The organism is Vibrio glycogenivorans (assembly GCF_051660965.1).
Taxonomy (GTDB): Bacteria; Pseudomonadota; Gammaproteobacteria; order Enterobacterales; family Vibrionaceae; genus Vibrio.
Genome location: NZ_JBPVIS010000003.1, coordinates 365,348 through 389,520 on the forward strand (window position 1 = coordinate 365,348; position 24,173 = coordinate 389,520).

Sequence of the window (24,173 nt, forward strand, 5' to 3'; positions counted from 1 at the left end):
GAGGTGCTCGTTCATTGTTTTATACTAACTGATGGTTTTCGAGCATTTCGCGTTGGGTTTCGACGGATTTGGATACGGAGGTGGTTTGGAAATTGTCTGGGATATAGAGATTAAATAGCGCGCCGCCGAGCTCTGACTCTTCGACAATAATGGTGCCGTTTTCATTGGTGACGATCTGGCGGATCAAGCTCAGGCCAATTCCATGGTTTTTTCCATGCTTAGCTGTGTATGAACGCTCAAAGATCTTATCGATATCCTCTGGTCGGATACCATTACCACTGTCTTCGACCTCAATCAAAAGCTCGTTGGCATGATGAATGTATAGACGAACGATACGTGTACTCGGCTGAGCCTTCACAATCGCCTCAAAGGCGTTATTGATTAGGTTACCTATAATACAAGTAATTTTCGCCTCACTGATGGGCAAATTGTCCGAGTGAATCGCACTTAATGGGTCAACCTCCAGGGTAATACCCAGCTCTTTGGCCCGCGACATTTTACTCAGCACCAGGGCTACGAGGGTTGGTATACGCAGTGTTTTTGACACGTGATAGATATCACTCTGCTTACTTTGATGCTCAGCTTGGATAAAGTCTCGTGCTTTCTCGTACTTCTCCATTTGCAGTAAGCCATAGATTATCGCGATTTGATTGTTGAACTCATGGATAATGGCGCGCAGATTTTCTTTATCGTTATTCACCGCGTTAATCGTCTGCTCAAGCTCACTAATTTCGGTATTTAAACGAAAGCTGATCACCACCCCACTGCGCTCACCTTTGCTATCCAACATATACTTGCGATTAGCAATAATCGTTTCTCCATTACATACGATGGCTTTATCGGAGATTTCCTCCTGATTTGAGATGGAGAAAAATTCAGTCGGATAGATATAGTCTCGGATATCACTGCCATGGACCTTATCTCGTCCATCAAGAATATGCAGAAATTTGAGTGCCGAGTCGTTGATCACCAAGATACGGTTATCTTTATCGACGGCAATCACCCCTTCAAAGACCGTGTTGAGAATACCTTGGCGCAGCTTTAGTGCCATCTCGATCTGTTTAGGACTTTGATGTTGCATATTATTAGCAAGATAGTGAACGAAGCGTCTACTGGTTAAAGCCAACAACGCCATAACGAGGACGGCTAGTCCCATTGCAAAGATAAATCTTTGATAGACATTTTTAATCGCTTCATCGTAATCAACACCGACCGAAACAATGCCAATAAACTGATCGTCAATAAAGATCGGCACCCTTGCCTTGATCAATGCCTTATTTTCCATACCAACGCTGACCGTGGTGACATGCTCGCCCTTGAGTAATTGACCATAGTTTTCCAAACTGGCATCAACAAAACGGACACCGACCCCGCGTCCCTTGCTGTGATAGAGGCGGATCTGGTCGACATTCGCAACCGAGACATAATCAATGTTGGCAGGCGCTTCATAGTTACGCATTAGGTGTTTGATCATCAGGGTGTTTTCTGTTTCAACCGCTTCCCGCAGCTGAGTGTTTGAGGCAATCAACCTAGCCTGAGTCAGGGCAAGTGATTTCATCGACGCCACGCGAACCGAGGTTACATTCTCATAAAGGATAAAGCCAAAGATCGCCACCAGACAAAATGCAATAAATAGCATCCAAAGAAAAACACGCTGAAAAAATGAGATCGCCTTCAAAATAACCTCGATTGTTCCTAATTCCCTTAAAAGCAGCATACCTAAATTATCGGTTGTTGAATAGTTTAAATTTACCCGACTAAACTATTTCAACCCCACTAATAAATCGTTTAAAACCAAGTTGATAGACTTTTTTACTGAGAAATAAAATTCATTTAAATCATAAACTTAAAATCAATCACAAACTCAAAATTGAATTAGAACCATAAAAACCATACTGTCTATTGTGTTTCAGTTTTATACCTGCTGCGGTCACACTCCACAATAACCATTCCTCTTATTATTACCCTCAGATTCAGGATTTGAATCAGCGACACAAACAATATCTGAGGATGTGCCCTATGAAAAAAATAATTTGTTTATCAAGCGTTGCCGCCGCTATCTTACTCGCGGGCTGTGGACCAGAAAACAGCGCACAAGACACGTCAAACTACCCCAAAAAACCGATCGAGATGATCATTCCTTTTGGTGAGGGTGGTGCCAGTGACACCTTTGCTCGTAAATTCTCTGAGCTGATGGCAAGCCAAATGGATCAGCCTATCCAAGCGGTAAACAAAAAAGGCAGTAGCGGTTTGGTAGGTATGGTTTACGCCGCCCAAAAGCCAAGCGACGGCTACACCATCCTTTCTGTGACTCCCTCAATGGTGATTGCTGATGCACTTGAGGTGAGTGACGCGGTTAAATTCATGCGTGATTTTGAGCCTCTCGCGCGCATCCAATCTGACATTTACATCTTGTGTCTACCTGGCGAGAGCCGCTTTAGCTCTTTTGAAGAGCTAGTCGAGTATGGCCAGAAAAATCCGGTCACCTTCGGTGGAATAAGCCCAGGTGGTCTTGATGACCTGACGCTTAACGCGCTTGCCGCTGAAACTGGCGTTAATATTAAGTTCATTCCATACAAATCAGGCTCTGAGGTCAAAGCTGCAGTATTAGGTGGCGAAGTCGACATTTATCTCGACAAGATCGTATCGGCCGTCAACTACATCAAGGATGGCAAAGTCAAACCGGTTGTGGTGCTCAATGATGAGCGTATCTCTCACATTGATGTATTCGCTGATGTCCCAACCACCAAAGAGTTGGGTTACGACGTGACCATCGGCTCATGGCGTGGTTTTGTGGTTAAGTCGGGCACGCCACCTGAAGTGAAAGAGTACTTGATCGACAAAATGAAAGTCGCTTACGACACACAAGAATATCAAGATTTTGCCGAGTTAAACCTGGTAAATATCCGCCCTGGTTACCTAGATTCCGAAGGCTTCCAAGAGCAGTGGGAACAGGAATATCAGAAGTTTGAGAAAGTCGCCAAGCAAGTTGGCTTGAAATAAGAGTGAGAGCAAATCATGGGTGAAATTATTTTTCATATTTTCCTGATTGCCCTACTAGGCGTTTTCTTTGGCGAGTCGATGGACATTAATACCGCACGTATGACTGACCCCATCGGCCCGGCAGGGTTCCCTCAGGCAATCATTATCTTAGCAATCGGACTGCTGATCCCATCGTTATACAAGGCGATGAAGGCCTACAAAGCCACTGCGGGCGCGCCGAGTGGTGAAAAACAGAAGATCAAGGAACTCGACCCTGGCTTCCTAGCAGTTCTTGGTGTCATCGTGGTGTTTGTCATGGTGATTGGTTATGTCGGCTTCTGGTTTGGTACGGCGATTATCATCCCTTCGGTGATGTATATCCTCAACGAGCGTAAGCCACTGCGCATGGTGTCGACCACGGTCATTGGTGCTATCGCGTTTACCTTCGTGTTTGGTAACGTCTTGAGTATTCCTCTTCCTCGTGGAATTGGGTTATTTGAGTCAATTAGTTACCTGCTCTACTAATTAATTTCAAAGGAGTGAAACAATGGACTTTGCACTATTGGTGGAGGCACTACAAGTTATCTTTGTCCCCACTAACTTCGCACTCATCATTGTCGGTATGTGTCTAGGGGTGTGCTTTGGTACCCTGCCTGGGATCAGCTCGTCAATGGGTATCGTACTGATGATACCATTCACCTACTACATGGGGATTTACCCTTCGATCATCTTGCTGGTTGCGCTCTACGCTGGCTCGGCTTACGGGGGGTCCATTACGGCAATCTTGTTCAATACCCCAGGTACGGCAGAATCGGTAGCGACCACGTTTGATGGCTATCCGATGGCGCAAAAAGGCCGCGCGGGTAAGGCGCTGGGTCTGGCGATGTCTGGCTCTTCATTTGGTGGTATCTTCGCTGTCGTGGTGATGCTGCTTCTGGCGCCGGCCCTGTCAAAGATAGCGCTTAAAATCCAAAGTGCTGAGTACTTTGCACTGACACTACTGGGCATGGCATGTATCTCATCTGTCGGCTCAAAGAACCTTGGCAAAGCGTTAGCAACCGGTCTAATTGGTATCTTGATTGCAATGATAGGTATGGACCCAATGACGGGTGTGTCCCGTCTAACCTTCGGTGAGATTCAGTTCCTTAATGGTATTGAGTACATCCCTATCATGATCGGCTCATTTGCGATGGCAGAGGTGTTCAAACAGATCATCAACCGTGCTAGCCGTAACGACGGTACCACAGGTGACTCAGGTAAAGTGTCACTGGAGAGTATTAGCCTGAAAGACTTCTTTAAATACAAAGCAACTGTAATTAAATCAGCCGTCATCGGCACCTGTGTCGGTATCCTTCCCGGGACAGGCGGCTCAATTGCCTCAATTGTCAGCTACGGCGAAGCGGCTCGCTCGAGCAAAGACAAAGAGAAGTTTGGTAAAGGCGCAGAAGAAGGTGTATTGGCTCCAGAGACTGCAAACAACGCAGCGGGCGGTGGTGCAATGATCCCGACTTTGGTGTTGGGTATCCCAGGCTCACCAACAACCGCGATCATCCTTGCGGCACTGGTACTACAAGGTTTGCAACCTGGCCCTCAATTGATGGCTGAGCAGCCGCTGCTACTCTACTGCATCTTCTTCTCCATGCTAGTGGCGAGTATCGTGGTGTTCTTTAGTGGTCGCTATGCAGTAAAAGCCTTCGCTGCGGTACTAAGATTGCCATATGGCTTGATCGCACCAATGATTGTGATGTTCTCTATCATCGGTGCCTATGCACGAACCAATGATGTCTTCCAAATCTGGATCATGCTCGCGTTCGGTATCTTTGGCTACTTTGTGAAAAAATATAAGTTCTCATCAGCATCGCTAATCTTGGGTATCGTACTAGGGAACATGATGGAAGAGAGCTTCCGCCGTCAATTACTGATTGCCAACGGCGACTTCACCTCCTTCTTCACCCGCCCAATCACCGTGACCATCTTTATCGCGGTACTGGCTGTTGTCTTCTGGCCAATGATTGGTAACAAGATCGCGAAGATGAAGAAAGAAAAAGAAGCTGTTGCTTAAGCTACGAGTCATCAATAACTAAATAGAGCCGCTACTCCAACAGTAGCGGCTTTTTATCCTAGGACACACACCAAAAATATTTTTATAAGGACACACTCTATTTTCAAGTTTTACTGGGACAGGCGCCGAATTTTTCGTAAAAACCCAGATTTCTACGAGGACACACACTGAGTTATCGAGATACCAAATAATCTAGACTGCACTTTCTTGAACGACAGTCATAAATTCGAAAAGTATGGTATTTGCATTATTTTTCTGATTTTGAATACTCACTCGCAAGTTTAACTGAGATCCCCGATTAAACTTTCGCAGATGACTCTGTGAGGACGCATCAATGACTACTGCTAGAAAACAACTTATCTCGACTGATGTTACGTCTTATTATCACTGCATTTCGCGCTGTGTCCGACGCAGCTTCTTGTGTAGAAAAGATCCAAAAACCGAAATCAGCTATGAACACCGAAGAGAATGGATTGAACAAAAAATTCAATTATTAACAAGTGTTTATTGTATCGACATTTGTGCCTTCGCAATCATGAGCAATCACTACCATCTAGTGGTAAATATTAACAAAGAGCGAGCTTTAAACCTCAGTCATGACGATGTAGTCGAACGTTGGGGGTATCTGCATAAACTACCGACAATAATCAAACGTTGGCAAGCTAAACAACTTAATAACGAACTCGAAAAAAACAAAGCTCTAAAACTCATTGAAACTTGGCGACTAAGGCTATGGTGTTTGAGTTGGTTTATGAAAGAGCTCAATTACGATATCGCCTGTAAGGCTAACCGAGAAGACAATTGCACTGGTCACTTTTGGGAGAGTCGGTTCAAAAGCCAAGCCTTACTTGACGAAAAAGCTCTCGCTTCAGCAATGGCTTATGTAGATTTAAATCCGGTTAGAGCGGGCACAGCTAAGACACCTGAAAGTTCAGAGTTTACATCAATAAAAGCGAGAATCGACGCTCTTTCTGAAATGAAAGTCTCTGTCCCTTACCTTCATCCATTTGTAGGAAGTGTCTGCAATCAAACTTTAGAAGGAATACCTTTCCGATTAATCGAGTACATTGAACTAGTTGACTGGACTGCACGTCAATTTCAAAAGGACAAGGCCTACCTTGATGAAACAGTGCCCCCGATTTTGGACCGGCTCGGCTTCAACCAACATCACTGGCTAAAAATCTGCACTCAATTTGAGGTCAAACACTCAACGGCTGTCGGTTCTAGAGCATTAGCTGACCAAGCCAAGTCTATCTTCAATAAAAAGAAGCTGCACCTCTATCAGTTAAACTAAAACATGCCTATTTGATACTATTCGGTCATGTGGCAGCTAACAATTACAATATCTTACTTGTTTAGGTCATAAAGGACTGTACCGCTTCCAGTTGTTGACTTTTACCTCTAACCAGCGCTTAAACATCGAACGTATTGGATAAAAATTAACGATTTAAGCAATTGTCTTCACGAGAATGCGTAATGTGTGTCCTAGTTTGATAGGTGTACTTTAGCTTAGGTGTTTAAATTAGGTGTGTGTCCTATTTTAAACGTTTAATCAATTAGTTCCATGAGAGTGCGTAATGTATACCCAGTTTGATAGGTGTGCTTTAGCTCCGGTGTTTAAATTAGGTATGTGTCCTTGTTTTGGGGTTTAGATAAAACTAGTGTGTGTCTCTATTTAGGGGCTTGTGTCCCTATTTAGGGGCTTGTGTCCCTATTTAGGGGCTTGTGTCCCTATTTAGGGGCTTGTGTCCCTATTTAGGGGCTTGTGTCCCTATTTAGGGGCTTGTGTCCCTATTTAGGGGCTCGTCTTCCAGTGTGTGTCCTTGTTTAGGGGTTTTGTTCATTTTATCCATAGTGTGTTTTTATTTCTTGGGTGGGCGTTTGTGTTATCGCAAATCGGGTTGAGGTATTGCTCGACTATAGAGGTAACTCCACGAACAATGAGGGATTGCTATGACCCAACCAACCACACTACCCTGCGTTTTAATGCGAGGCGGCACCTCGCGTGGCCCTTACTTCCTTGCCTCAGATTTACCTCAAGACCGAGATCAAATGGCTGATGTCCTGATGAAAGCCATGGGCTCAGGCCATGAGCTACAGGTTGAAGGCATCGGTGGTGGTAACAGCCTGACCAGTAAAACCGCGATTGTGGGCTCCTCAGATTGCCCTGATGCTGATGTCGACTACCTGTTTGCCCAAGTCGGGATCGAGAAACAAAATGTTGATTTTTCTCCTAATTGCGGGAATATACTCTCAGGTGTTGGCCCGTTTGCGATTGAAAAAGGCCTAGTCAAAGTCCAAGGCAATAAAACTCTCGTTCGGATTCGCAACCTTAATACCAACAAAATTATTCATGCCAATATCGATACACCGAACAATCAGGTCAACTACCAAGGTGACACCTATATCAGTGGTGTAAACAGTCCAGGCGCCCCAATTGAGTTAAGTTTCCTTGATGTTGAGGGGGCGAAAACGGGCAAACTATTTCCGACTGGCAACACCGTCGATAAAGTCGGTAATTTCCGCATCAGCTGCGTCGATGCAGCAATTCCAGTCATGATTGTCGAAGCTTCCCAATTTGGTAAAACCGGTTACGAGTCCCCCGCTGAACTGGATGCCGATAGTGAGTTTACCGACCGACTTGAGGCGTTGCGCCGCCAAGCTGGCGAGATGATGGGACTTGGTGATGTCTCTGATAAAGTCATTCCAAAGCCAGTACTGATTGCTAAACCACAAACCGAGCAAGGCACTATTTGTGCTCGCTATTACGTGCCAAACCGTTGCCACAAAGCCATTGCTGTTACAGGTAGTATTGCGATCACCATGTCTCTGTGTTTCGAGGGCACGGTGAGCTCTGAAATGCTTCAGTTAGAGGATCAGCTGGTCAATAACTGTATTGAACACCCTTCGGGCTTTATTGACCTTAAGGTTGCACGTGAGCAGGGTAAAGTATCTTCAATTTCCTTGATCAGAACGGCGAGAAAGATCTTCGAGGGTGAACTCAATCTCTAGCCGCCTATTCACCTGATAAAAAGTAGCTAACCAAAAGAGGAGCCAATTTGGCTCCTCTTTTCTTCGTTTCAAATCAAACTCAATTGTCTGCCGATTCCGGCATATTCCTCACCACTGCTGAGCGAAAAGTACGCTGTGGACGACCGACCTTACCATGCTTAATATCGGCCGACAGCTGACCGATGTTCGCCGCATACTCTAAGTAGCGCCTAGCTGTTGTACGGCTGATCGAGGTCTTCTCACTGATCACATCAGCCGTGTACTCCTCACCCTCTTCAAATACAGCCAGCACTTTTTGTAAGGTGATCACATCAATACCTTTAGGGTGGTTAATCACACTGTCAGAGTTGAGATGGGTATTGTAGATTTTCTTCACAAACGCCTGGTTTATATTCTCATTCTTTTCAATGTGGACACTGCGACTAAACTCAAAGTAGCGCTCAAGTGAATCGGTAATTTGCTCAAGAGAGAACGGCTTAAGCAGGTAATCAAAGGCACCGTAACGAATCGCAGTAACCGCGGTCTCAGACTCACTAGCCGCAGTCACAAAGATCACATCAACTGGGTTGTCCTTAGCACGCAAACTCTTGATTAGATTGAGCCCAGTGCCATCTGGGAGGAAATTGTCTAAGATAAGCAAAGTTGGCTTTAGATGATTAATCATCATTCTTGCATCGGCGATTGTCGGGGCGATCCCGACCACCTCATAGGGATAGAGCTTTGAGATGTGCTCTGACAACAGACTCGACATCTCCTTGATGTCTTCCACGATGAGAACCTTTACTTTAAACATATAACAATCTCATTCCATTCAAATCATTATTCTATTTAAGGTTACTACAATAACTCATGCGTAACATTGAGCGCTCTCGCAATTAATTCAATTTGGTCAAACCTTTGAAACCCTGTTGTCCTTAATATTTTTGTTTATTAACACCAGTTAACTACTTTTGTGCCTCGATATCCTGAGCTATCGGTCAAAGATTCAAATGTTGCACTCAAATAAAATAATCAACGTACCCCGAACAAGAGAATAACCACATGATAGTTATCAATATTTCTGATGAAACCGTCACTGACACTGCAAGAAACAACTGGCTAAAATATTGGCAGCATTTTTCCGATGAGGAGTACCACTTTTGCTCAGAGGCGAACTGCACCGCTAAGCACCAACATGGGGTTTTGGTTAAGCACAAGCTACCCGATAACCAAAACCGCCTCCTTGTTGTCCCGTTATGTAAAGAGCACAGCTACGGCTTCAAGAGCCAGCTCGAGTTGGACGAGCGAGTTCCCGTCGTGCATGCAGATATGAGTTTGTAGGGATCTTGGGACAAGAGCAATAAAGTCTTTTATTGCTCTTTTTTTGTTTAGATGATTTCTTGAGAAAAGGTCAAGACTGTAGAGCCATTCACTTTGACATTATTTGTCGCCAACATTTCTATCTGTTCTGACTGCCAAACATCTGAATAATAGGCCATTATATGTACTCTATCACCACGCTGAATATAGTTATCCTCTCCCCAAGCAGAATAATTCGGTGCTCCCGTGTACAACAATAACTCATCCGGCATTCCAGATCGTTCAAATTCTGGTAGGATCTGTTCGTATATTCCGTCATCTTGCTGGTTATTTATTTTATTTACCACCCATTTGATCAATTCACGATTAAATAACTTAGTATTCGCACAGCTCACACTTGGTGTTGCACAGTGTATTTTACCGTCTCGCTCGATATATGAGACTATATTTATATTTCCAGCGGAATTTTCATCAGTGAACGAGGACTCTTTCCACCATGAGTGGTTGATTCCCTTAGATTTATTGCCCCATGCTTTGCGAGCACTGATCTTAGTTGCCCCTTCAAGTGTGCGAATAGTGTAGTCATTGCCAATTGTCATGGCTAGCGGCACTAAATCAACCACTTCCCCCCTTTCATAGACCACTTTACAGCGCACCACAAACTCCGGCTCGATATCTACATCACTGCCCTGTGGAGGGTAAACCGCCACACTCTCTGAGGTTAGTGTCTCAGCGTCTCGTTGATGAATCACGAAAACCCCATTTGGTAACGGATGTTCTTCTACGTTTTCCGCTCCGCTCGCATGGCCATAATAGTTACCAATAATTCCAATACAGATAGGTTTAGTCATAAGATTCCTTAAGTAAAAAGTCCCGCCAATGGCAAGGACTGTGTGAGCAAGATGACAGCTGACCACGCACCTCTTATGGTTGAGACTTTAGTGGACGTTAGGTTGTTGGGTATCGTTACCCTGTTTAGAAAAATTTGATTGATGACATAGATTAAGCTGCGCCAACAGCCAGGTTGCCGCGAGGAGATCTGCGCTGCCTCCGGGACTTAGGTTGCGTTCAACCAATGCCTTATCAAAGTCGACGATGTACTTCCTGACATACAGGCCATCGAATTTAACTCGGCCAAGCAGGCGTTTTGATTCCGCTTGAACAAAGCGCAACCCTGCAATACCGCCTCGGCTCACCAAGTTGGTATCGCTGTTGTTTGCCATAATCGAAAGCAGGGTTTTTGACATGGCTTGCTCTTCTGAAAAACTTCGCGTTATGCAATGCTCATAAATAGGTAAGCCATGCTCGAAAATGGTCGGATAGCCAAGCGCGGCCTCACCGCGGATCCCAGTCAATCCATAACGCTGAAACAGGCGCTCTCCAGCCGTTTTTGGTGGCGAAATGCTCGCTTTGAGGTCATCAGTCACTAAGTCTTGACAGCACTCGATGATCACCTTACGAATATTGTCACTATCAAAGGCTTGATGATTACCACTCAGCCAGCCGACGGCACCGCAAATCAGGCCTAAAGTGAAAATCATACCTTTGTGGGTATTGACGCCTAGAGTGGCAGTGAACATCGCATGCTCCGCCTCAAGGCCCACTTTGCGAAGGTGAGGCAGAAGATCCTTTTGAGGAAAGTTGGAGACTTCGATACCAGCGCGGACAAAGGTCTTCATAAATGGCCGCAAGGCGTTTGAGCTTTTGACAAAAGTATTAATGTCCATGTCCTTGTGGGCTCCGGGAGAGGCACAATCGACTAACCCCGGTTTGGGTGTTAAGTGCGCCTCAAGCATCATCGCGTGATACGCAAGGTTACCCACCAGTTCCGTAATATTCAGTCTCATCTGCCCATTAGGCAGAGACTGATAGAGGCTGCAGTCATCGAGCAGCCATCGAATCGAATTAGACGCTATCATTTATCATCTCGCACATTTTGTCTTTGAGTTGATCAAGGTGATGAGCGCGACTTCGTGCACACACCTTGGCTTCGGCATCACACAACAAACATTTGCGCCGTGCCAATCCCAAGGTCTCACGTGATATGCCCCTCCCTTGCTTATCCAATACATCGATATCAAACAGGCGGCCTAAAGGGTGTGTGTCCTCGATAGTGACCATCACTTCTTTTAGTGAGCGTGCACTGTCTACACCAACACAAACCAGCAATTCGAATCCCGTATCCAGTTCCAATCGCTGCACTTTGTACAGTGAAAAGTCGTGGATCTGACACGTCTCCAAGATGGCTAGGCAGCCTTGGTCGAACGCTTGCTGAGATATGTGATTGCGTTTCACATCCCCCGCCATGTTGATGGTGAAGCTGATCAGAGGTAGCGAGTACGACTCAAGCCACTCGTTTTGGCGCGCAGCGCGCGCCTCTCGGCTATTGAGAACTTGCTCCATTGTCACTTTAGGCCCGTTATACAAAGGCTACTCCTTAACTTGCTTGATCACATCAATCACCGAGCCGTCACGATAACGCACATAAGCCACCACGTTATCGTGATACTCAATCGCCTTAGGTTTACCTGTCATCAGTTCGGCGCGTTGCAATAATGCCTCGATATCCACCACATCGATACCAGCCTCCACCAAGCGCAAACGTACATCCTCACGAAACGGATTCACTGCGATGCCGTGATCAGTCACCAGCACATCAATCAATGAGCCTGGCGTGACAACATTTAACACCGATTCGACCACCGTCGGAATTCGGCCACGAACGAGCGGGGCAACGACCACAGTAAGATTGGCAGAAGACGCGGCATCGCTATGGCCACCAGAGGCGCCTCGAATAACCCCATCCGAGCCAGTGATGACATTAACGTTAAACTGCGTATCGATTTCTAATGCGCTGAGAATAACCACATCAAGCCGCTCCACCGCAGCGCCCTTAGATGATGGGTTGGCATATTGATTCGCAGAGATCTCAAGGTGGTTAGGATTACGTGATAATGAGTTGGCTGCATCTGCATCAAACGATTGCACATCCAACAACTTGGTGATCAAACCCTTCTCATGCATATCAACCATGGTGGAGGTGATCCCGCCGAGCGCAAAACTTGCCGTGACATTGTTTTTGACCATCTTGCTCTCAAGAAAACGGGTTACGGCTAAAGAGGCACCACCAGAGCCGGTTTGCATGGAAAACCCATCATAGAAGTAACCCGACTTTTCAATCATATCGGCCGCTTTTCTCGCGATCAGTAACTCGCGAGGATTTTTCGTCATGCGCGTCGCGTCCCCGCCAATTTTTGATGGATCGCCGACCTCTGTAACTTGCACAACGGCATCAACACAATCTTGGGCAATCGACGCTGGCGAGTTTGGATAAGCCACCAACTCTTCGGTGAGTACAATGACATAGCCGGCATGCTCTGCATCGACCTTAGCATACCCAAGCGAGCCACAGCGTGAGCGCCCTGTGGTTGCATTCGCATTGCCAAACTCATCACACGTCGGCACACCGACAAACGCCAGATCGATTTTTAGCTCGCCCGTTTCAAGCAAGTGCACTCGACCACCATGAGAGTGGATCTGCACTGGTTCAGACATGAGTCCGCGCGAGATAGCTTCAGCTAACTCACCGCGCAGACCTGAGGTATATATCTTACTCACGACGCCAGATTGAATGTGCCCAACCATAGGAGAGTGAATAGCGGCCAGTGAGCTCGAGGCTAAAGTAAGATTTTTAAAGCCCATTTTCGCAATTACATCCATCACCATATTGATGGCTTTATCGCCACCGCGAAACGAGTGGTGAAAAGAGATAGTCATACCGTCTTGAAGGCCAGACGCTTTAATCGCTTGCTCGAGCGTATCGTAAACCTTGCGACTCGCCTTTAAATCCGGTTTGAGTAGGTACTTGGTCAGCTCATGCGCATCAACAAATGGTCGCATATTGTTATGCTCACCACTTGGGATAGAGACTTCTCGGTTTAGTGCATTAGTAAATTTTGTCATGATGGTCCCTACTCCTTGATTCCCGTTTCGGCGCGCTGCAGCGTCCATTTTGCCCGCTCAATAATTGGGCCATCGACCATTTTTCCGTTCAGTGATGCCACGCCTGAGCCTTGGGCTTCGGCTTCCTCGGCCGCTTCAATCACGGCTAATGCGTGATCGACCTCCTTCTGAGAAGGAGCAAAGACATTGTGTAACATTTCAATCTGACGCGGGTTGATCAGCGACTTACCATCAAAGCCCAGTGATTTAATTAACTCGGCCTCGTTAAGAAATCCCGTTTCGTTGTTAGCATCGGAATACACGGTATCAAACGCCATGATCCCAGCCGCCCTTGCCGCTTGCAAAATCGAACAACGCGCAAACAGCAACTCGGTCCCTTCTGGCGTGCGCTGGGTACGCAAGTCGCGAACATAATCTTCCGCGCCCAACGCAATACCAATCAGCCTTGTCGAGGCCGTCGCTATCTCTACCGCATTGTTGATCCCCATTGCAGACTCGATAGCCGCAAGCATCTTGGTACTACCAGGATCAATACCAAATTCCTGCTCAGCCTCGCCAATCAGAGCATCCATCTCCATCACATCATTGGCCGTATCCGTTTTTGCCAAACGCACAGCATTGACGCCCGCTTTAACCACCGCCTTGACATCATCTCGACCATACTTGCTATCGAGGCCATTAACACGAACGATGGTCTCAATATCTTCATAAAAAGGATGTTGCAGAGCGTTGTAAACCAACATGCGTGCAGTATCTTTCTCGCGGATCGATACCGAGTCCTCAAGATCAAACATGATCGCATCTGGGCTATAGATAAAAGAATTGCTCAGCATAGCGGCATTAGAGCCGGGAACGAACAGCATACTACGACGTAACTTAGTCATTATAGGCTCCCCCAGATCATATCTTCTGTTTTCGCGGCGCGCATAACTGCAGCCTGAACGCGAGCCCGAATAACGCAATCTAGGGCTCCTTTATCATTGACTACCACGTACGCGGATTGAACACCCAACTCATCAACCGTTTGCGTCACAACCTGACGGATCAGGTGATCAAACTGCTTCTCGACGGAGCTGGTAATTTCGATTTCTAGAACATTGTCGTCTGAGGGCATAACCTCAACCAAAAGGTCACTGGACTCCAAGGTTCCAGCATAGGCTCGCTGGATAATTATCATGTATCGTCCTCATGAATCTCGCTTTAGATAAAACAAAAATGATTCGAGGTGGCAAAGATGAGCATTGCCAAGTCGTTTGAGTTAATTGTCGCGAAAGCAAGATGTGAGATTGGCGATAGCAATCAAGTTTCTATTCAGGCTAAAAAATATTAATGGTTTTAATGGTGAAAAAGGGAAGAGAAGTAAGAGTGGTTAGCTAGTGGCGATCCTTCGCTTGTGCGCGGGCAGACTGACAAATGAAGCTAAGGCTTAAATAGACGTTAAGCCATAGAGTTCGGTGTATAGCCCAAGCTCAACAATGTTATATGGTAGGAGTCAACGTTGCGCTCGAGCTTAAGATAAAGACTGGAAATCCTAGAAGCAATATGTGTAGCGATGCAAATCCATCGCCACACAGTTGATAACAATTACCCTACTAGGAGTTTAGAAACTAAACTAGTTGCCTACTGCAATTGGCACGCCAAGCGCACGCAAATCCGTCTCGCCGACAATCGTTTGTGGCACCGCACCTTTTGAGCGACTGTAAAGCACTTGCTCGTTATCAAGTCTCTGCTTCTCTAAAATCTCAGGGGTAAGTGACTTGGTGAGCTCAAGGTTCGCCTCCGCCAGCAGTTTCAAGGCCGTTGCATCAGCCTGGGCTCGCAATTCGATCGCCTCTGCCTCGCCTTGTGCTTTGGCAATTTGTGCGGCTTTTTCTGCATTGGCCACCTCGGTTAGACGATAGGCCTCGGCATCTGCCTCTTCACGCTTTTGGTTGGCGACACCAATTGCATTTTGACGCTTGATTTCCGCCTCTGTTGCAGCAATTCGCTCTTGTGACTTTTTCTGCTCTTCGGCTTGAATACGCATTTGCGTATCGAGGATCTGCTGTGCAATTCGGGTATCAAACTCGATGTCTTGGATGAGAACCTCTTGGATATCAATACCCGTATCATCCAATGCTGCGATCAGTCGATTGCGTGTGTTTTCCTGCATGGTGGTGACATTATCTGATTGAGCCAGTCCGCGACTGTCTTTGATCTTACGGCCTTCATCACGAACGATTGAGCGCAGCTGCTGGCGCATCGTCTTATCGATGTACTCTTCCGAGGTACCATAGTTCTGCTTAATATAAGGCGTTCGATGCGCATCAATACGATAAAGGACTGTCACATTTCCGGTTGAGTTAAAACGGTCTTGGGTCGGAATGTTTAGGCCATTGACCTCATAGCGTGCATTTCGCGTGTCGTACGTATCAAAATTAGAAAACGGGTTAACTGGGAAGTAAATCCCTTCCCCATAATGGCTAGTGTTCACCGTACCAAATGTGGTTTCGACCTTTGCTGTACCCGCATCGACAATCACAAACGTGCGGTTAATCGCAAATAGCGCAATCGCAGCAACTACTGCAACTTTGACATTCACCTTCTTAACATCAAACTTCATTTATTTACCTTAACTCAATATATGAATAAAATCCGGATATTTTATCATATAGCGCAATGAATGTATTGCAGTTAAGCCAATAGGCAGAAGCTTATGCTATGTAAGAGTGCCAATCTGATTAATATGACTCGGAGTTGAGGTGAGGCTAACGAAGGATATTGATAAGCGCTTATCAAAGCACTATAGATATATTTATAAAGGAAGCCGTTGTTTCAACAACAATTTTAGCCAAGGGTGAAATTAAGAGTAGGAGCCGGAGATGAGTATTATCCAGACTAAGCGCTATCACCGGCTCCCGATTTTATATTAGTTTACTTGCTCTTCCTGTTTCCAAACACGCACGTACTTCACTTCCATGGTGGTTGGTAGGCCAGCCTCTTCAGCCGTCACATCTTTAGGGTAGAACTGGTTACAATCCCAGCGAGTGAAGGTCTCACCACGCATACCCATTGACAGCGCCACATTCATCTCTTTATGCCAGTAAAGGTTCTTCTTCTTACCGACTTCTTCACCATCAACATACCAAGTGATCTCTTCTGGCGTTACGTTAACCGCATAGATATGGAAATCCTCACGCGGGTCGAAGCCCAAGTTGTGCAGGTTCTGGTGCGTTTCTGGGTTTGGCTTAGGTCTTACCCACTGTGGCTTACCATCTTTTACGATAATGTTGTGTAGGTTGTGGTCACTGTGAGTGGCATCTTTTTCATCTTGTTGCAACTCAACTACATCGATCTCAGCGTACTGGATATCTCCCTCTTTTTTCAGCGCAGTATCGATATTACTGTAGATCCAAAATGCCGGTGAAACGCCTGGGTGTAGATGCGCGCCCTTCATTTTCGCTTCATAGTAACCATAAGTACCACTTGCTTTAGACTTCACCATGCCCGACTTGAAGTATAGTGGGAAGTCGTAAATGGTTTTCTCGTTACAACCATCTTCAAACTTACGCTTGTGCTCCTCATAAGAAGCGGTCAGTTTTAGTGTGCCATCTTCAACAATGGCGTTGTTCTTATCCCAAGTCCAAATTTGGAAAGGGTTAGGTTGGAAGTCCCACTTGCGAGTATCTTCGAACTCAAACTCATCCGAGCGATCTTCTTGAAGAACCCATTTCTCACCTGGTTTAGCGGTATGAGGTTGAACTTCTTCCTTAGCAACCGCTGCATTTGCAACTACACATGATGCGCCAATTAATACGGCGATCAAATTCTTTCTACAAAATAAACTACTGGTCATTTCCCTTTCCATCTCCATTGTCATGGTTAATAACTTAGAAAAACTCAGAGTAATAAAAGCCCTCTGGTTTATTTCTAATAACCCAGTTCAATTTACTTAATACCTTAGATATTAAGCACGGTACTATTGTTTTCAATTAAATACTCATCTCGAGTGATATAAAGCTTAACACTCTAAATAAGTTTTTTTGTGATCCAGATCTTTACGTGTGTTTTAGCAACAAAGGTCCCAGTATGCGGAATATTTTATTAACAATTATGACATTTAGATACATTTGGAAATTAATTGAAAACCCAATGAAGATACACTTGAGCAACAAAGATGAAAATCTAATAAAAACAACAATTTAAGTAACACTAACGAAAGGTGATTTACCCAAGCTTATCAACTAGGTAAGGCGCATGCCCCTTTAGAACCATTCAGAATTGTACGTCTTTTGTAATACATTACCATCGCCTAAAATTAGCGACATAGCTTGTGCAGTTAACACCTAAAACCAATATTTACGAGCTAACTTTATATTCAAATGGCCATAAACATGCAGCTTGAACAAGCAGAAAAACAACAACCACATTCAAAATCTCAATGTAAACTCTCGTTTCATCGTGGCGTTAGATTTACATATTAATTGGTAGTAAGGGGTTAATAGCTGGCAATACCTTTGGTCAATTCAAGGTTGTTTTACAACGTCGCTCTTCTTAGTGTTGTGATATATAAGATACTGTTCTATTGAAAAGTAGTAAGTCTTAATTCTTCCAGTAAGTACTGATTAGATCAATATCATCTTTTAAAACTTCTGAGTATGTCATATGTTATCAGTAATCAACGCCATAAGGCTCCTCTATCCAGCATTCTGATTGACTTTTGCCGTTTCTGAAGTTTTTACCAAAACGCAACCTAGGATCTTGTTCTTTGGTTTAGAGTCTAAACAAGCGTTGAGATTGCATATTACCTCAACACTTGCCGTGTCAAAACTAGGCAGACACTTATACTAAGTCCAGCTTATTTTTCAATCTGTATAGACCTTCCACAAAGTAGTAATCACCGTAGATCAATGAGCAGTCAATACCGAGTCCTTTAGGGTAGTTGAAGGTACCTCCAACCAAAATGCCCTGATTGGTATCATCCCCATATGTCCCGTAATGGTTGTACAGGCTTTGTAGAATGTTATTAGCCGCGGTGAGATAACGCTGACGTAACTCTTCGGTTGGTGCCAAATCTGATAGCAATACTAGACCGCTTGCAGCACACGCCCCTGCGGAGGTGTCTCTTGGTGTATTCGCATCAGTTGGCGCCCTGAAATCCCAATAAGGAACTGAGTCTTGATCCAGGTTTGCGATAAAAAAGTCGGCTGTTTTCATTGCCGCTTCAAGATAGCGTGGTTCTTTGGTGTATTGGTAGCTTAACGCAAAACCGTGTACCGCCCATGAAGCGCCGCGACTCCATGCAGAGTCCTCATTGTAGCCTTGACCACCGTGATATTGTTTTACTTTACCCGATAGGTAATCAAACTCGACCATATGTCTTACTGAGCCATCTTGACGAATAAACTCTTTTAATACGGTATCGGCATGTGCCATTGCGATAAGCTTGAATCGAGGTGCATCCAACTGCTCTGCCGCCCAATACAGGATCGGAAGGTTCATCATGCTATCAATAATACTCAGCCCCTTCGGGTCTGCATCGTTGACATCATTTTTATTCCAAGCAGTCAGAAAGCGGCCGTTGATGTTAAACCGACTCGCAAGATGACTAGCCGCTCTCAAAGCGCGAGTTCTAGATTGCTCATTGCCCAACAACTCATACTGCTTGATAGAGGTGAGTTGCCACATAAAACCGACATCGTGATGAATATTGACAAACTCATCCAACGCCCCGTCCATGGTCTCTTCACGCGCAATGGCGATCTCCTTGAAAGGTGCATAGTCTTCTTTCTCATGCAACAACCACAACAGACCCGGCCAGAAACCGACTACCCAGCCCCAAAGCCTATCGCTATCAGCGTAAATGCCATCTGATGTCATTGTAGGAAAACTAGCTGAGATGTCTTCGCTCGTGAATTTTACCTTCTCGAATGTATCAGCCCAGGCTTGCTCAACCCATAACATATTATTCTTCATTACATACCCTTATAAGTTAATCAAATTACTGCGAGCCCTGAATAGACGGCGCCTAATCCAGCAACAACACACAAGGTGAGTGAAACACTACGCACCCATTTGGCGGAAAGTCGCGGCAACGCATAAAGTGCTAACTTGTGGCCCAGATAGCCTGCTGGTATCAAAGGCAGTGCCAGCAACACATGTTTAATACTCATGTAGCCAATTGGGATCTGGATCAGCAGTGACAAAGCAGAACTCATTAAGAAGAACCCAGCTAAGTTTGCACGAATCTTATTGACTGCCTGATGCTGAAGGAGCAGTGCCATCGGCGGACCGCCGATACCTGAACTTGTTCCTAGAAAGCCAGAAAAGAAGCCAGCCAACATTAATCGTCTCGGAGTTACCTCTAATTTTATTGGTAATAAGCTAGCGCCTACCGCAATAAGGACAGTCGACCCCAGTAACACTGAGAGCTGAGCTACATCAATAAAGTATAGGATCGCAGCCCCAACACAACTGCCTGGCAGCAAACCTACCGTGCTTTTTTGTAGACCTTTGAGTGATATCTGTGTGCGATATTTATAGGTGTTAATTGACGCGATAAACAATCCGACAATGATGATTGGTCCTGGTATGTAATCCGGTGATATGTACAACAATAGTGGCGAGGCGACGATTGCCATGCCAAAGCCAGTAGCAGTTTGAATGAATGCTCCTATGAATATCAGAGACATAGCTAGTAGGACTGTAATATCTATCAAATTATCATACCTTGTCAGTTAATAGCTCAGACTGGATGTGCCAGAACTACACTCTTGCTGGAAACGATACGTCAAATTAATTAAACCACCGTTTCATCAAAGATCGTATTGTATTGATGTGTGACAAAATGTCGATAGGTTTTTGTAGCTGTCTCCTGTTCGCTCTCAGAGCTACTGCGCTGAGAAATCTGGTGACAAAAGTGACAAATTTTTGGATCAACAAAGCGTGAGGCTTTGACAAAGATGATTGAACTTTGGAAATCTTTTGCTCTTGAGTGGCACGAGGCTTTCACTTCGATTACGAGAGTAGAGACTAAGTGAAACTTAAATTCTAGATATGATAAAACACGCATTTAAGCGCTAATTTTTTTTAAGAAGTGCTTGCTTTAGGGAAGCTTGGAGCGTGCAGCGGGAATCGAACCCGCATCATCAGCTTGGAAGGCTGAGGTAATAGCCATTATACGATGCACGCATCATCGTGGGACGAGAGTTAATATGCCACACTGGGGAGAAAAGAAAAGCACTATTTTGGCCTTTGAGCGCCAACTGGGCATCTTTTGCTCATTTAGGGTGATTTTCATTCTAGGTGGTTGTTCTATCTGAAAAAACTGCGATATAGATCGCATTTTTCTCAGTTTAATTCTGCGTGCAAAAACAGAGCTTTTTCTGTACTTTGATTCAAGAGTGTTTAACATTACGTAAACAATACTAATTATCACTTGCTCAACAAAGGTCACTATGAAAATCATTAGAATCATCCTTGGGAAACTGATTTTACTTCTAAATTTTATCTTTCGGCCCAGCGGCGTAAAACGCAGCGCTCAGGCGCAGCAACTTGCCGATCAAAAAGCCAACGACCTGACTCTATATCAGTTCGAGGCCTGCCCCTTTTGTGTCAAAGTTCGACGTGAGATGAAACGTCAATCGATTGATATTGCCCTAAAAGACGCCAAAAATGATCCGATTGCTCGAGAAGAGCTTCTCAGTGGCGGTGGACAGATTAAGGTACCTTGCCTGCGCATTGAGCAAAATGGTGAGCAGACTTGGATGTATGAGTCTTCTGATATCGTTGCCTATTTGCAACAAGAGTTTGCGTAACGCTTTAGGAGTAACCGTGCAGACAAACTGGCGGAGCGAAAAGCCCCGCCAAGTGTGGATTACACGACACCCACCTTTTGTTTAACCTGTTGGTCGCGCACCGCGGTTTCGAAAAAGCTGCTGATCCAATGAAGGATTAGTGAGGAATCCTGTGGTTTACTAGCTTCAGCGAGTGCTGATTGGCACTGCCCAGGTCTTAACAGGTGCTCTCGCTGCCTGGTTAACGCCTGAGTAAAGCTCGAAGAAAATTCTGGGTGGCCCTGAATAGTCATCACGTGATTGTCTTTAACCAGCATAAAGTTCGGACAAAAGTCATTGCGAGCGGCCACCTTCATTCCACTTGGCGCAATCACCACTTGATCCTGATGACTAACCAGTACTCTTGCGCTGTCGACCCCAAGCTTCATCCAGCGCTTTTGCCTGATGATATTGACCTCATAGCTACCAATTCCCCAGCCTTTGGTTGATTTTTCAACCCGTCCGCCGAGAGCACGCGCGATCAACTGATGACCGAAGCAAATTCCAACCAGTGGCTTACGCTGCGCTTCACACCGCACTACCCAATCCATCAGGTTGGTGATCCATGCATCGTTGTCATAGGCGTTATGCACACTTCCGGTCAGAATAAAGCCAAAACACTCATCTAGGTCCGGCAGCTCGCCTGCATATGCATCATAATTGATGAATTCTAGCGTTGGCTTTATCTCACCCAGTGAAAGCTCGATCATCTGTGCATACTGACCATAAGTCTTGGCTAACTCACTGTCGACATAGCCACAGGTTAAAATCCCTATCTTCATCCGTCCTCACTCCTTGTCAGGCTCTTATTCGTCCACTCTCTACAACGTCCATTTAACTCTGTTTATATACACTATCAATTATAGACCAAGTAGTTATAAGTACCTGATCACTCACAAATATAACGTCTTCATCCGAACTAGGCAAACCCAGGTTCCTCGCTTTTTCAGGCTTGGTTGAGCTCGAATAATCGCTGATTCCACTGGCACTCTTAAGCCTTGATTATTTGTAAACGATCTGGTGACCATTTAGACACCCAAAGATAGAAGTCAAAAATACCCAATCCAAGCTCTAATTAGTGTTTTATTAAATTTGCTGAACAAGGTGACGAATCAAAATGTGATATTAGTTCGATTTTTATGAAAAATAGTGTAACTCGATCTACATCCCACTTTTAAAATGTTCTCTCGCATGTGGTTTATTTTAAAAATATTACCGGTAACATGTTACGCGTAATATCACTAATTGAAGCCCTAAAATTGATATTTCACCAATAGAGCTCAGTAAAAATAGCGCTTAGTTTGCTGAGAAGTCGAATGGAGATTAATGACTCATATTGGTGACCGAGCAGCTCGGACGGCTCAAATCCGTTGTTGGCCTGGGGAGATGGTACGCCATTGGTCACAGGGCTATAAATTCAATCAGTGCACTTTATTAGAACGTATTGGCATTTGAATAAAGCCAATCAAAAAGCATTTTGGGGAGTTGGGTGCTAAGGCCATCTAACGCTGTTACCCCACACTAGCAGGAGTAAGAAAATGTCGAAAGATTACAGCGCTGTCGCTCGCACAGTGGTGGACAAACTGGGCGGGGCAAGCAACGTGGTTGCTCTGACTCATTGTATGACTCGTTTACGCTTTGTACTGAAAGACGAAGCCAAAGTTAATGCCGCCGCCCTAAAGGGAATTAATGGTGTCATGGGAGTCGTACACAACGGCGACAAGTGTCAGGTGATCATCGGCAATAATGTCGCTTATGCGTACAAAGAAGTGATGAAGCTGTGTAACCTTGATGGTGCCGTTGAGGATGATACGCCGGCACCAAAAGTCAAACTGACGCCAAAAGTGATTGGAGCGAAGATGCTCGACGCATTGGTTGGCACCATGTCACCGCTGATCCCTGCCATTATTGGTGGCTCAATGGTCAAACTGGCGGCAATGCTCCTTTTGATGTTCAACATTTACGAAGCCGACCACTCAACGATTATTTTACTTAACACCATTGGTGACGGCGCATTCTTCTTCCTGCCGATCATGGTTGCGGCGTCAGCTTCGATCAAGTTTAAAACCAACATGTCACTGGCAATTGGTATCGCCGGTGTTTTGGTTCACCCCAACTTTATTGATTTGATGGCACAGGCTGCTGAAGGCACCGAAGTGGATCTGTTTGGTATCCCGGTCACTTCAGTTCGCTATACTTATACCGTAATCCCGGTGCTGATCATGACCTGGATCCAGTCCTACATCGAGCGTTGGGTGGATAGCATTACCCCACCGGTAACCAAGAACTTCCTCAAACCAATGCTGATTGTGTTGCTTGCAGCGCCGGTTGGTATCCTGTTCGTGGGTCCTATGGGCATCTGGATTGGTACCGCTATCTCGACCTTGGTTTACACTATTCACGGCACCCTAGGCTGGCTAGCGGTTGCCATCATGGGCGCACTGTGGCCACTACTAGTACTGACCGGTATGCACCGCGTCTTTACCCCAACCATCATTCAAACTATCGCTGAAACCGGCACTGAGGGGATGGTAATGCCGTCTGAAATTGGTGCGAACATCGGCATGGGTGGCGCTTGTCTTGCAGTAGCGTGGAAAACTAAAAATATTGCCTTGAAGCAAACCTCAATGGCCGCAGGTGCTTCGGCGCTGATGGCGGGTATTTCTGAGCCAGCTCTTTACGGCGTACTGGTCCGCCTTAAGCGTCCACTGATTGCCACTCTTATTACCGGTTTCATCGTCGGTGGTCTAGCGGGTATGGCCGGTATTGCAAGTCACTCGATGGCGGCACCTAGCCTGTTTACCAGCGTCCAATTTATCGACGTTAACGACCCAATGAGCTTGGTTTGGGTACTTGGCTTGATGGCGCTATCGGTAGTGTTGTCGTTTGTTCTGACGCTGATGCTTGGCTTTGACGATATTCCAAATGAGGAAGACGCCAAATCAACAGCAAGCAAATCGTCAGCAAAACAAGATGATAAAGAGCTTGGCGCAACGGCACCCGCCAAAGCCTAGTAGCTCAAACAAGACCAAAGAATAAAT

General features: G+C 45.4%; 21 protein-coding genes and 1 tRNA gene. 8 read left to right on the forward strand and 14 right to left on the reverse strand.

Annotated features, from left to right (window positions below; translation table 11 throughout):
• Nucleotides 1-19: 19 nt before the first annotated feature.
• Nucleotides 20-1,639, reverse strand: coding sequence for a sensor histidine kinase (locus ACSTTG_RS09660; protein WP_438458658.1), 1,620 nt, complete (start codon nucleotides 1,637-1,639; stop codon nucleotides 20-22).
• A gap of 380 nt (nucleotides 1,640-2,019) precedes the next feature.
• Here ACSTTG_RS09660 and ACSTTG_RS09665 point away from each other — a divergent pair, with 380 nt between their 5' ends.
• The 5 genes from ACSTTG_RS09665 (at nucleotide 2,020) to ACSTTG_RS09685 (ending at nucleotide 8,056) form a co-directional block, all read left to right on the forward strand.
• Complete coding sequence (locus ACSTTG_RS09665) at nucleotides 2,020-3,003, forward strand: Bug family tripartite tricarboxylate transporter substrate binding protein (protein WP_438474650.1); 984 nt, start codon at nucleotides 2,020-2,022, stop codon at nucleotides 3,001-3,003.
• Between the two features lie 15 nt (nucleotides 3,004-3,018).
• On the forward strand, nucleotides 3,019-3,507 hold the full coding sequence (locus tag ACSTTG_RS09670) for a tripartite tricarboxylate transporter TctB family protein (protein ID WP_438474651.1): 489 nt from the start codon (nucleotides 3,019-3,021) through the stop codon (nucleotides 3,505-3,507).
• A 22-nt stretch (nucleotides 3,508-3,529) separates the two neighbouring features.
• A complete protein-coding gene (locus tag ACSTTG_RS09675) occupies nucleotides 3,530-5,044 on the forward strand; it encodes a tripartite tricarboxylate transporter permease (protein ID WP_438474652.1) in 1,515 nt (504 codons plus the stop codon).
• A gap of 334 nt (nucleotides 5,045-5,378) precedes the next feature.
• Nucleotides 5,379-6,338, forward strand: coding sequence for a transposase (locus ACSTTG_RS09680; RefSeq protein ID WP_438474653.1), 960 nt, complete (start codon nucleotides 5,379-5,381; stop codon nucleotides 6,336-6,338).
• A 659-nt stretch (nucleotides 6,339-6,997) separates the two neighbouring features.
• A complete protein-coding gene (locus ACSTTG_RS09685; RefSeq protein ID WP_438474654.1) occupies nucleotides 6,998-8,056 on the forward strand; it encodes a 4-oxalomesaconate tautomerase in 1,059 nt (352 codons plus the stop codon).
• A gap of 79 nt (nucleotides 8,057-8,135) precedes the next feature.
• Here ACSTTG_RS09685 and ACSTTG_RS09690 read toward each other — a convergent pair whose 3' ends face one another.
• Nucleotides 8,136-8,849 carry a response regulator gene (locus ACSTTG_RS09690; RefSeq protein ID WP_438474655.1) on the reverse strand — a complete coding sequence of 238 codons (714 nt, stop codon included), beginning with the start codon at nucleotides 8,847-8,849 and terminating at the stop codon, nucleotides 8,136-8,138.
• A gap of 248 nt (nucleotides 8,850-9,097) precedes the next feature.
• Between ACSTTG_RS09690 and ACSTTG_RS09695 the strand changes: the two genes are divergently transcribed.
• Nucleotides 9,098-9,376, forward strand: coding sequence for a hypothetical protein (locus ACSTTG_RS09695; protein ID WP_438474656.1), 279 nt, complete (start codon nucleotides 9,098-9,100; stop codon nucleotides 9,374-9,376).
• 47 nt (nucleotides 9,377-9,423) lie between these two features.
• Here ACSTTG_RS09695 and ACSTTG_RS09700 read toward each other — a convergent pair whose 3' ends face one another.
• The 11 genes from ACSTTG_RS09700 to ACSTTG_RS09750 form a co-directional block, all read right to left on the reverse strand.
• Nucleotides 9,424-10,206, reverse strand: coding sequence for a DUF5718 family protein (locus ACSTTG_RS09700; protein ID WP_438474657.1), 783 nt, complete (start codon nucleotides 10,204-10,206; stop codon nucleotides 9,424-9,426).
• 87 nt (nucleotides 10,207-10,293) lie between these two features.
• Nucleotides 10,294-11,274, reverse strand: coding sequence for a triphosphoribosyl-dephospho-CoA synthase CitG (gene citG / locus ACSTTG_RS09705; protein WP_438474659.1), 981 nt, complete (start codon nucleotides 11,272-11,274; stop codon nucleotides 10,294-10,296).
• Complete coding sequence (gene citX / locus ACSTTG_RS09710) at nucleotides 11,261-11,782, reverse strand: citrate lyase holo-[acyl-carrier protein] synthase (RefSeq protein WP_438474660.1); 522 nt, start codon at nucleotides 11,780-11,782, stop codon at nucleotides 11,261-11,263. Before citX ends, citG begins: the two co-directional genes overlap by 14 nt.
• Before the next feature lie 3 nt (nucleotides 11,783-11,785).
• Nucleotides 11,786-13,255: a citrate lyase subunit alpha gene (gene citF, locus ACSTTG_RS09715; protein ID WP_438474795.1), complete on the reverse strand. Its 1,470-nt coding sequence runs from the start codon at nucleotides 13,253-13,255 to the stop codon at nucleotides 11,786-11,788.
• Nucleotides 13,256-13,326: 71 nt separating this feature from the next.
• The gene (gene citE / locus ACSTTG_RS09720; RefSeq protein ID WP_438474661.1) at nucleotides 13,327-14,202 is read right to left on the reverse strand and encodes a citrate (pro-3S)-lyase subunit beta; all 876 of its coding nucleotides are present in this window, start codon (nucleotides 14,200-14,202) and stop codon (nucleotides 13,327-13,329) included.
• Nucleotides 14,202-14,495 (reverse strand): citrate lyase acyl carrier protein, encoded by a 294-nt coding sequence (gene citD / locus ACSTTG_RS09725; RefSeq protein WP_438458646.1) that lies wholly within the window; start codon nucleotides 14,493-14,495, stop codon nucleotides 14,202-14,204. The genes citE and citD overlap by 1 nt, the downstream gene beginning before the upstream one ends.
• 435 nt (nucleotides 14,496-14,930) lie before the next feature.
• Nucleotides 14,931-15,920, reverse strand: a complete 990-nt coding sequence (locus ACSTTG_RS09730) for an SPFH domain-containing protein (protein ID WP_438458645.1) — start codon at nucleotides 15,918-15,920, stop codon at nucleotides 14,931-14,933.
• A 306-nt stretch (nucleotides 15,921-16,226) separates the two neighbouring features.
• A complete protein-coding gene (locus ACSTTG_RS09735) occupies nucleotides 16,227-17,153 on the reverse strand; it encodes a family 16 glycosylhydrolase (protein WP_438458644.1) in 927 nt (308 codons plus the stop codon).
• Nucleotides 17,154-18,139: 986 nt separating this feature from the next.
• Nucleotides 18,140-19,273, reverse strand: coding sequence for a YyaL domain-containing protein (locus ACSTTG_RS09740; protein WP_438474662.1), 1,134 nt, complete (start codon nucleotides 19,271-19,273; stop codon nucleotides 18,140-18,142).
• A 20-nt stretch (nucleotides 19,274-19,293) separates the two neighbouring features.
• Nucleotides 19,294-19,989, reverse strand: a complete 696-nt coding sequence (locus ACSTTG_RS09745; protein WP_438474797.1) for a sulfite exporter TauE/SafE family protein — start codon at nucleotides 19,987-19,989, stop codon at nucleotides 19,294-19,296.
• Nucleotides 19,990-20,413: 424 nt separating this feature from the next.
• A tRNA-Gly gene (locus ACSTTG_RS09750) sits at nucleotides 20,414-20,488 on the reverse strand.
• A 266-nt stretch (nucleotides 20,489-20,754) separates the two neighbouring features.
• Between ACSTTG_RS09750 and ACSTTG_RS09755 the strand changes: the two genes are divergently transcribed.
• Nucleotides 20,755-21,114 (forward strand): glutaredoxin family protein, encoded by a 360-nt coding sequence (locus ACSTTG_RS09755; RefSeq protein ID WP_438458600.1) that lies wholly within the window; start codon nucleotides 20,755-20,757, stop codon nucleotides 21,112-21,114.
• A 59-nt stretch (nucleotides 21,115-21,173) separates the two neighbouring features.
• Here ACSTTG_RS09755 and ACSTTG_RS09760 read toward each other — a convergent pair whose 3' ends face one another.
• A complete protein-coding gene (locus ACSTTG_RS09760) occupies nucleotides 21,174-21,914 on the reverse strand; it encodes a type 1 glutamine amidotransferase (RefSeq protein ID WP_438458599.1) in 741 nt (246 codons plus the stop codon).
• 756 nt (nucleotides 21,915-22,670) lie between these two features.
• On the opposite strand from ACSTTG_RS09760, the gene ascF reads away from it, so the two are divergent.
• The gene (gene ascF, locus ACSTTG_RS09765; RefSeq protein WP_438458598.1) at nucleotides 22,671-24,146 is read left to right on the forward strand and encodes a PTS cellobiose/arbutin/salicin transporter subunit IIBC; all 1,476 of its coding nucleotides are present in this window, start codon (nucleotides 22,671-22,673) and stop codon (nucleotides 24,144-24,146) included.
• Nucleotides 24,147-24,173: the final 27 nt, after the last annotated feature.

Excerpts from the sequence above, each read along its gene's own strand:
- ACSTTG_RS09660 (WP_438458658.1), bottom strand. The coding sequence starts at position 1,639 with ATGCTATTTATTGCATTTTGTCTGGTGGCGATCTTTGGCTTTATCCTT.
- ACSTTG_RS09665 (WP_438474650.1), top strand. The coding sequence starts at position 2,020 with ATGAAAAAAATAATTTGTTTATCAAGCGTTGCCGCCGCTATCTTACTC.
- ACSTTG_RS09670 (WP_438474651.1), top strand. The coding sequence starts at position 3,019 with ATGGGTGAAATTATTTTTCATATTTTCCTGATTGCCCTACTAGGCGTT.
- ACSTTG_RS09675 (WP_438474652.1), top strand. The coding sequence starts at position 3,530 with ATGGACTTTGCACTATTGGTGGAGGCACTACAAGTTATCTTTGTCCCC.
- ACSTTG_RS09680 (WP_438474653.1), top strand. The coding sequence starts at position 5,379 with ATGACTACTGCTAGAAAACAACTTATCTCGACTGATGTTACGTCTTAT.
- ACSTTG_RS09685 (WP_438474654.1), top strand. The coding sequence starts at position 6,998 with ATGACCCAACCAACCACACTACCCTGCGTTTTAATGCGAGGCGGCACC.
- ACSTTG_RS09690 (WP_438474655.1), bottom strand. The coding sequence starts at position 8,849 with ATGTTTAAAGTAAAGGTTCTCATCGTGGAAGACATCAAGGAGATGTCG.
- ACSTTG_RS09695 (WP_438474656.1), top strand. The coding sequence starts at position 9,098 with ATGATAGTTATCAATATTTCTGATGAAACCGTCACTGACACTGCAAGA.
- ACSTTG_RS09700 (WP_438474657.1), bottom strand. The coding sequence starts at position 10,206 with ATGACTAAACCTATCTGTATTGGAATTATTGGTAACTATTATGGCCAT.
- citG (WP_438474659.1), bottom strand. The coding sequence starts at position 11,274 with ATGATAGCGTCTAATTCGATTCGATGGCTGCTCGATGACTGCAGCCTC.
- citF (WP_438474795.1), bottom strand. The coding sequence starts at position 13,255 with ATGCGACCATTTGTTGATGCGCATGAGCTGACCAAGTACCTACTCAAA.
- citE (WP_438474661.1), bottom strand. The coding sequence starts at position 14,202 with ATGACTAAGTTACGTCGTAGTATGCTGTTCGTTCCCGGCTCTAATGCC.
- citD (WP_438458646.1), bottom strand. The coding sequence starts at position 14,495 with ATGATAATTATCCAGCGAGCCTATGCTGGAACCTTGGAGTCCAGTGAC.
- ACSTTG_RS09730 (WP_438458645.1), bottom strand. The coding sequence starts at position 15,920 with ATGAAGTTTGATGTTAAGAAGGTGAATGTCAAAGTTGCAGTAGTTGCT.
- ACSTTG_RS09735 (WP_438458644.1), bottom strand. The coding sequence starts at position 17,153 with ATGACCAGTAGTTTATTTTGTAGAAAGAATTTGATCGCCGTATTAATT.
- ACSTTG_RS09740 (WP_438474662.1), bottom strand. The coding sequence starts at position 19,273 with ATGAAGAATAATATGTTATGGGTTGAGCAAGCCTGGGCTGATACATTC.
- ACSTTG_RS09745 (WP_438474797.1), bottom strand. The coding sequence starts at position 19,989 with ATGTCTCTGATATTCATAGGAGCATTCATTCAAACTGCTACTGGCTTT.
- ACSTTG_RS09755 (WP_438458600.1), top strand. The coding sequence starts at position 20,755 with ATGAAAATCATTAGAATCATCCTTGGGAAACTGATTTTACTTCTAAAT.
- ACSTTG_RS09760 (WP_438458599.1), bottom strand. The coding sequence starts at position 21,914 with ATGAAGATAGGGATTTTAACCTGTGGCTATGTCGACAGTGAGTTAGCC.
- ascF (WP_438458598.1), top strand. The coding sequence starts at position 22,671 with ATGTCGAAAGATTACAGCGCTGTCGCTCGCACAGTGGTGGACAAACTG.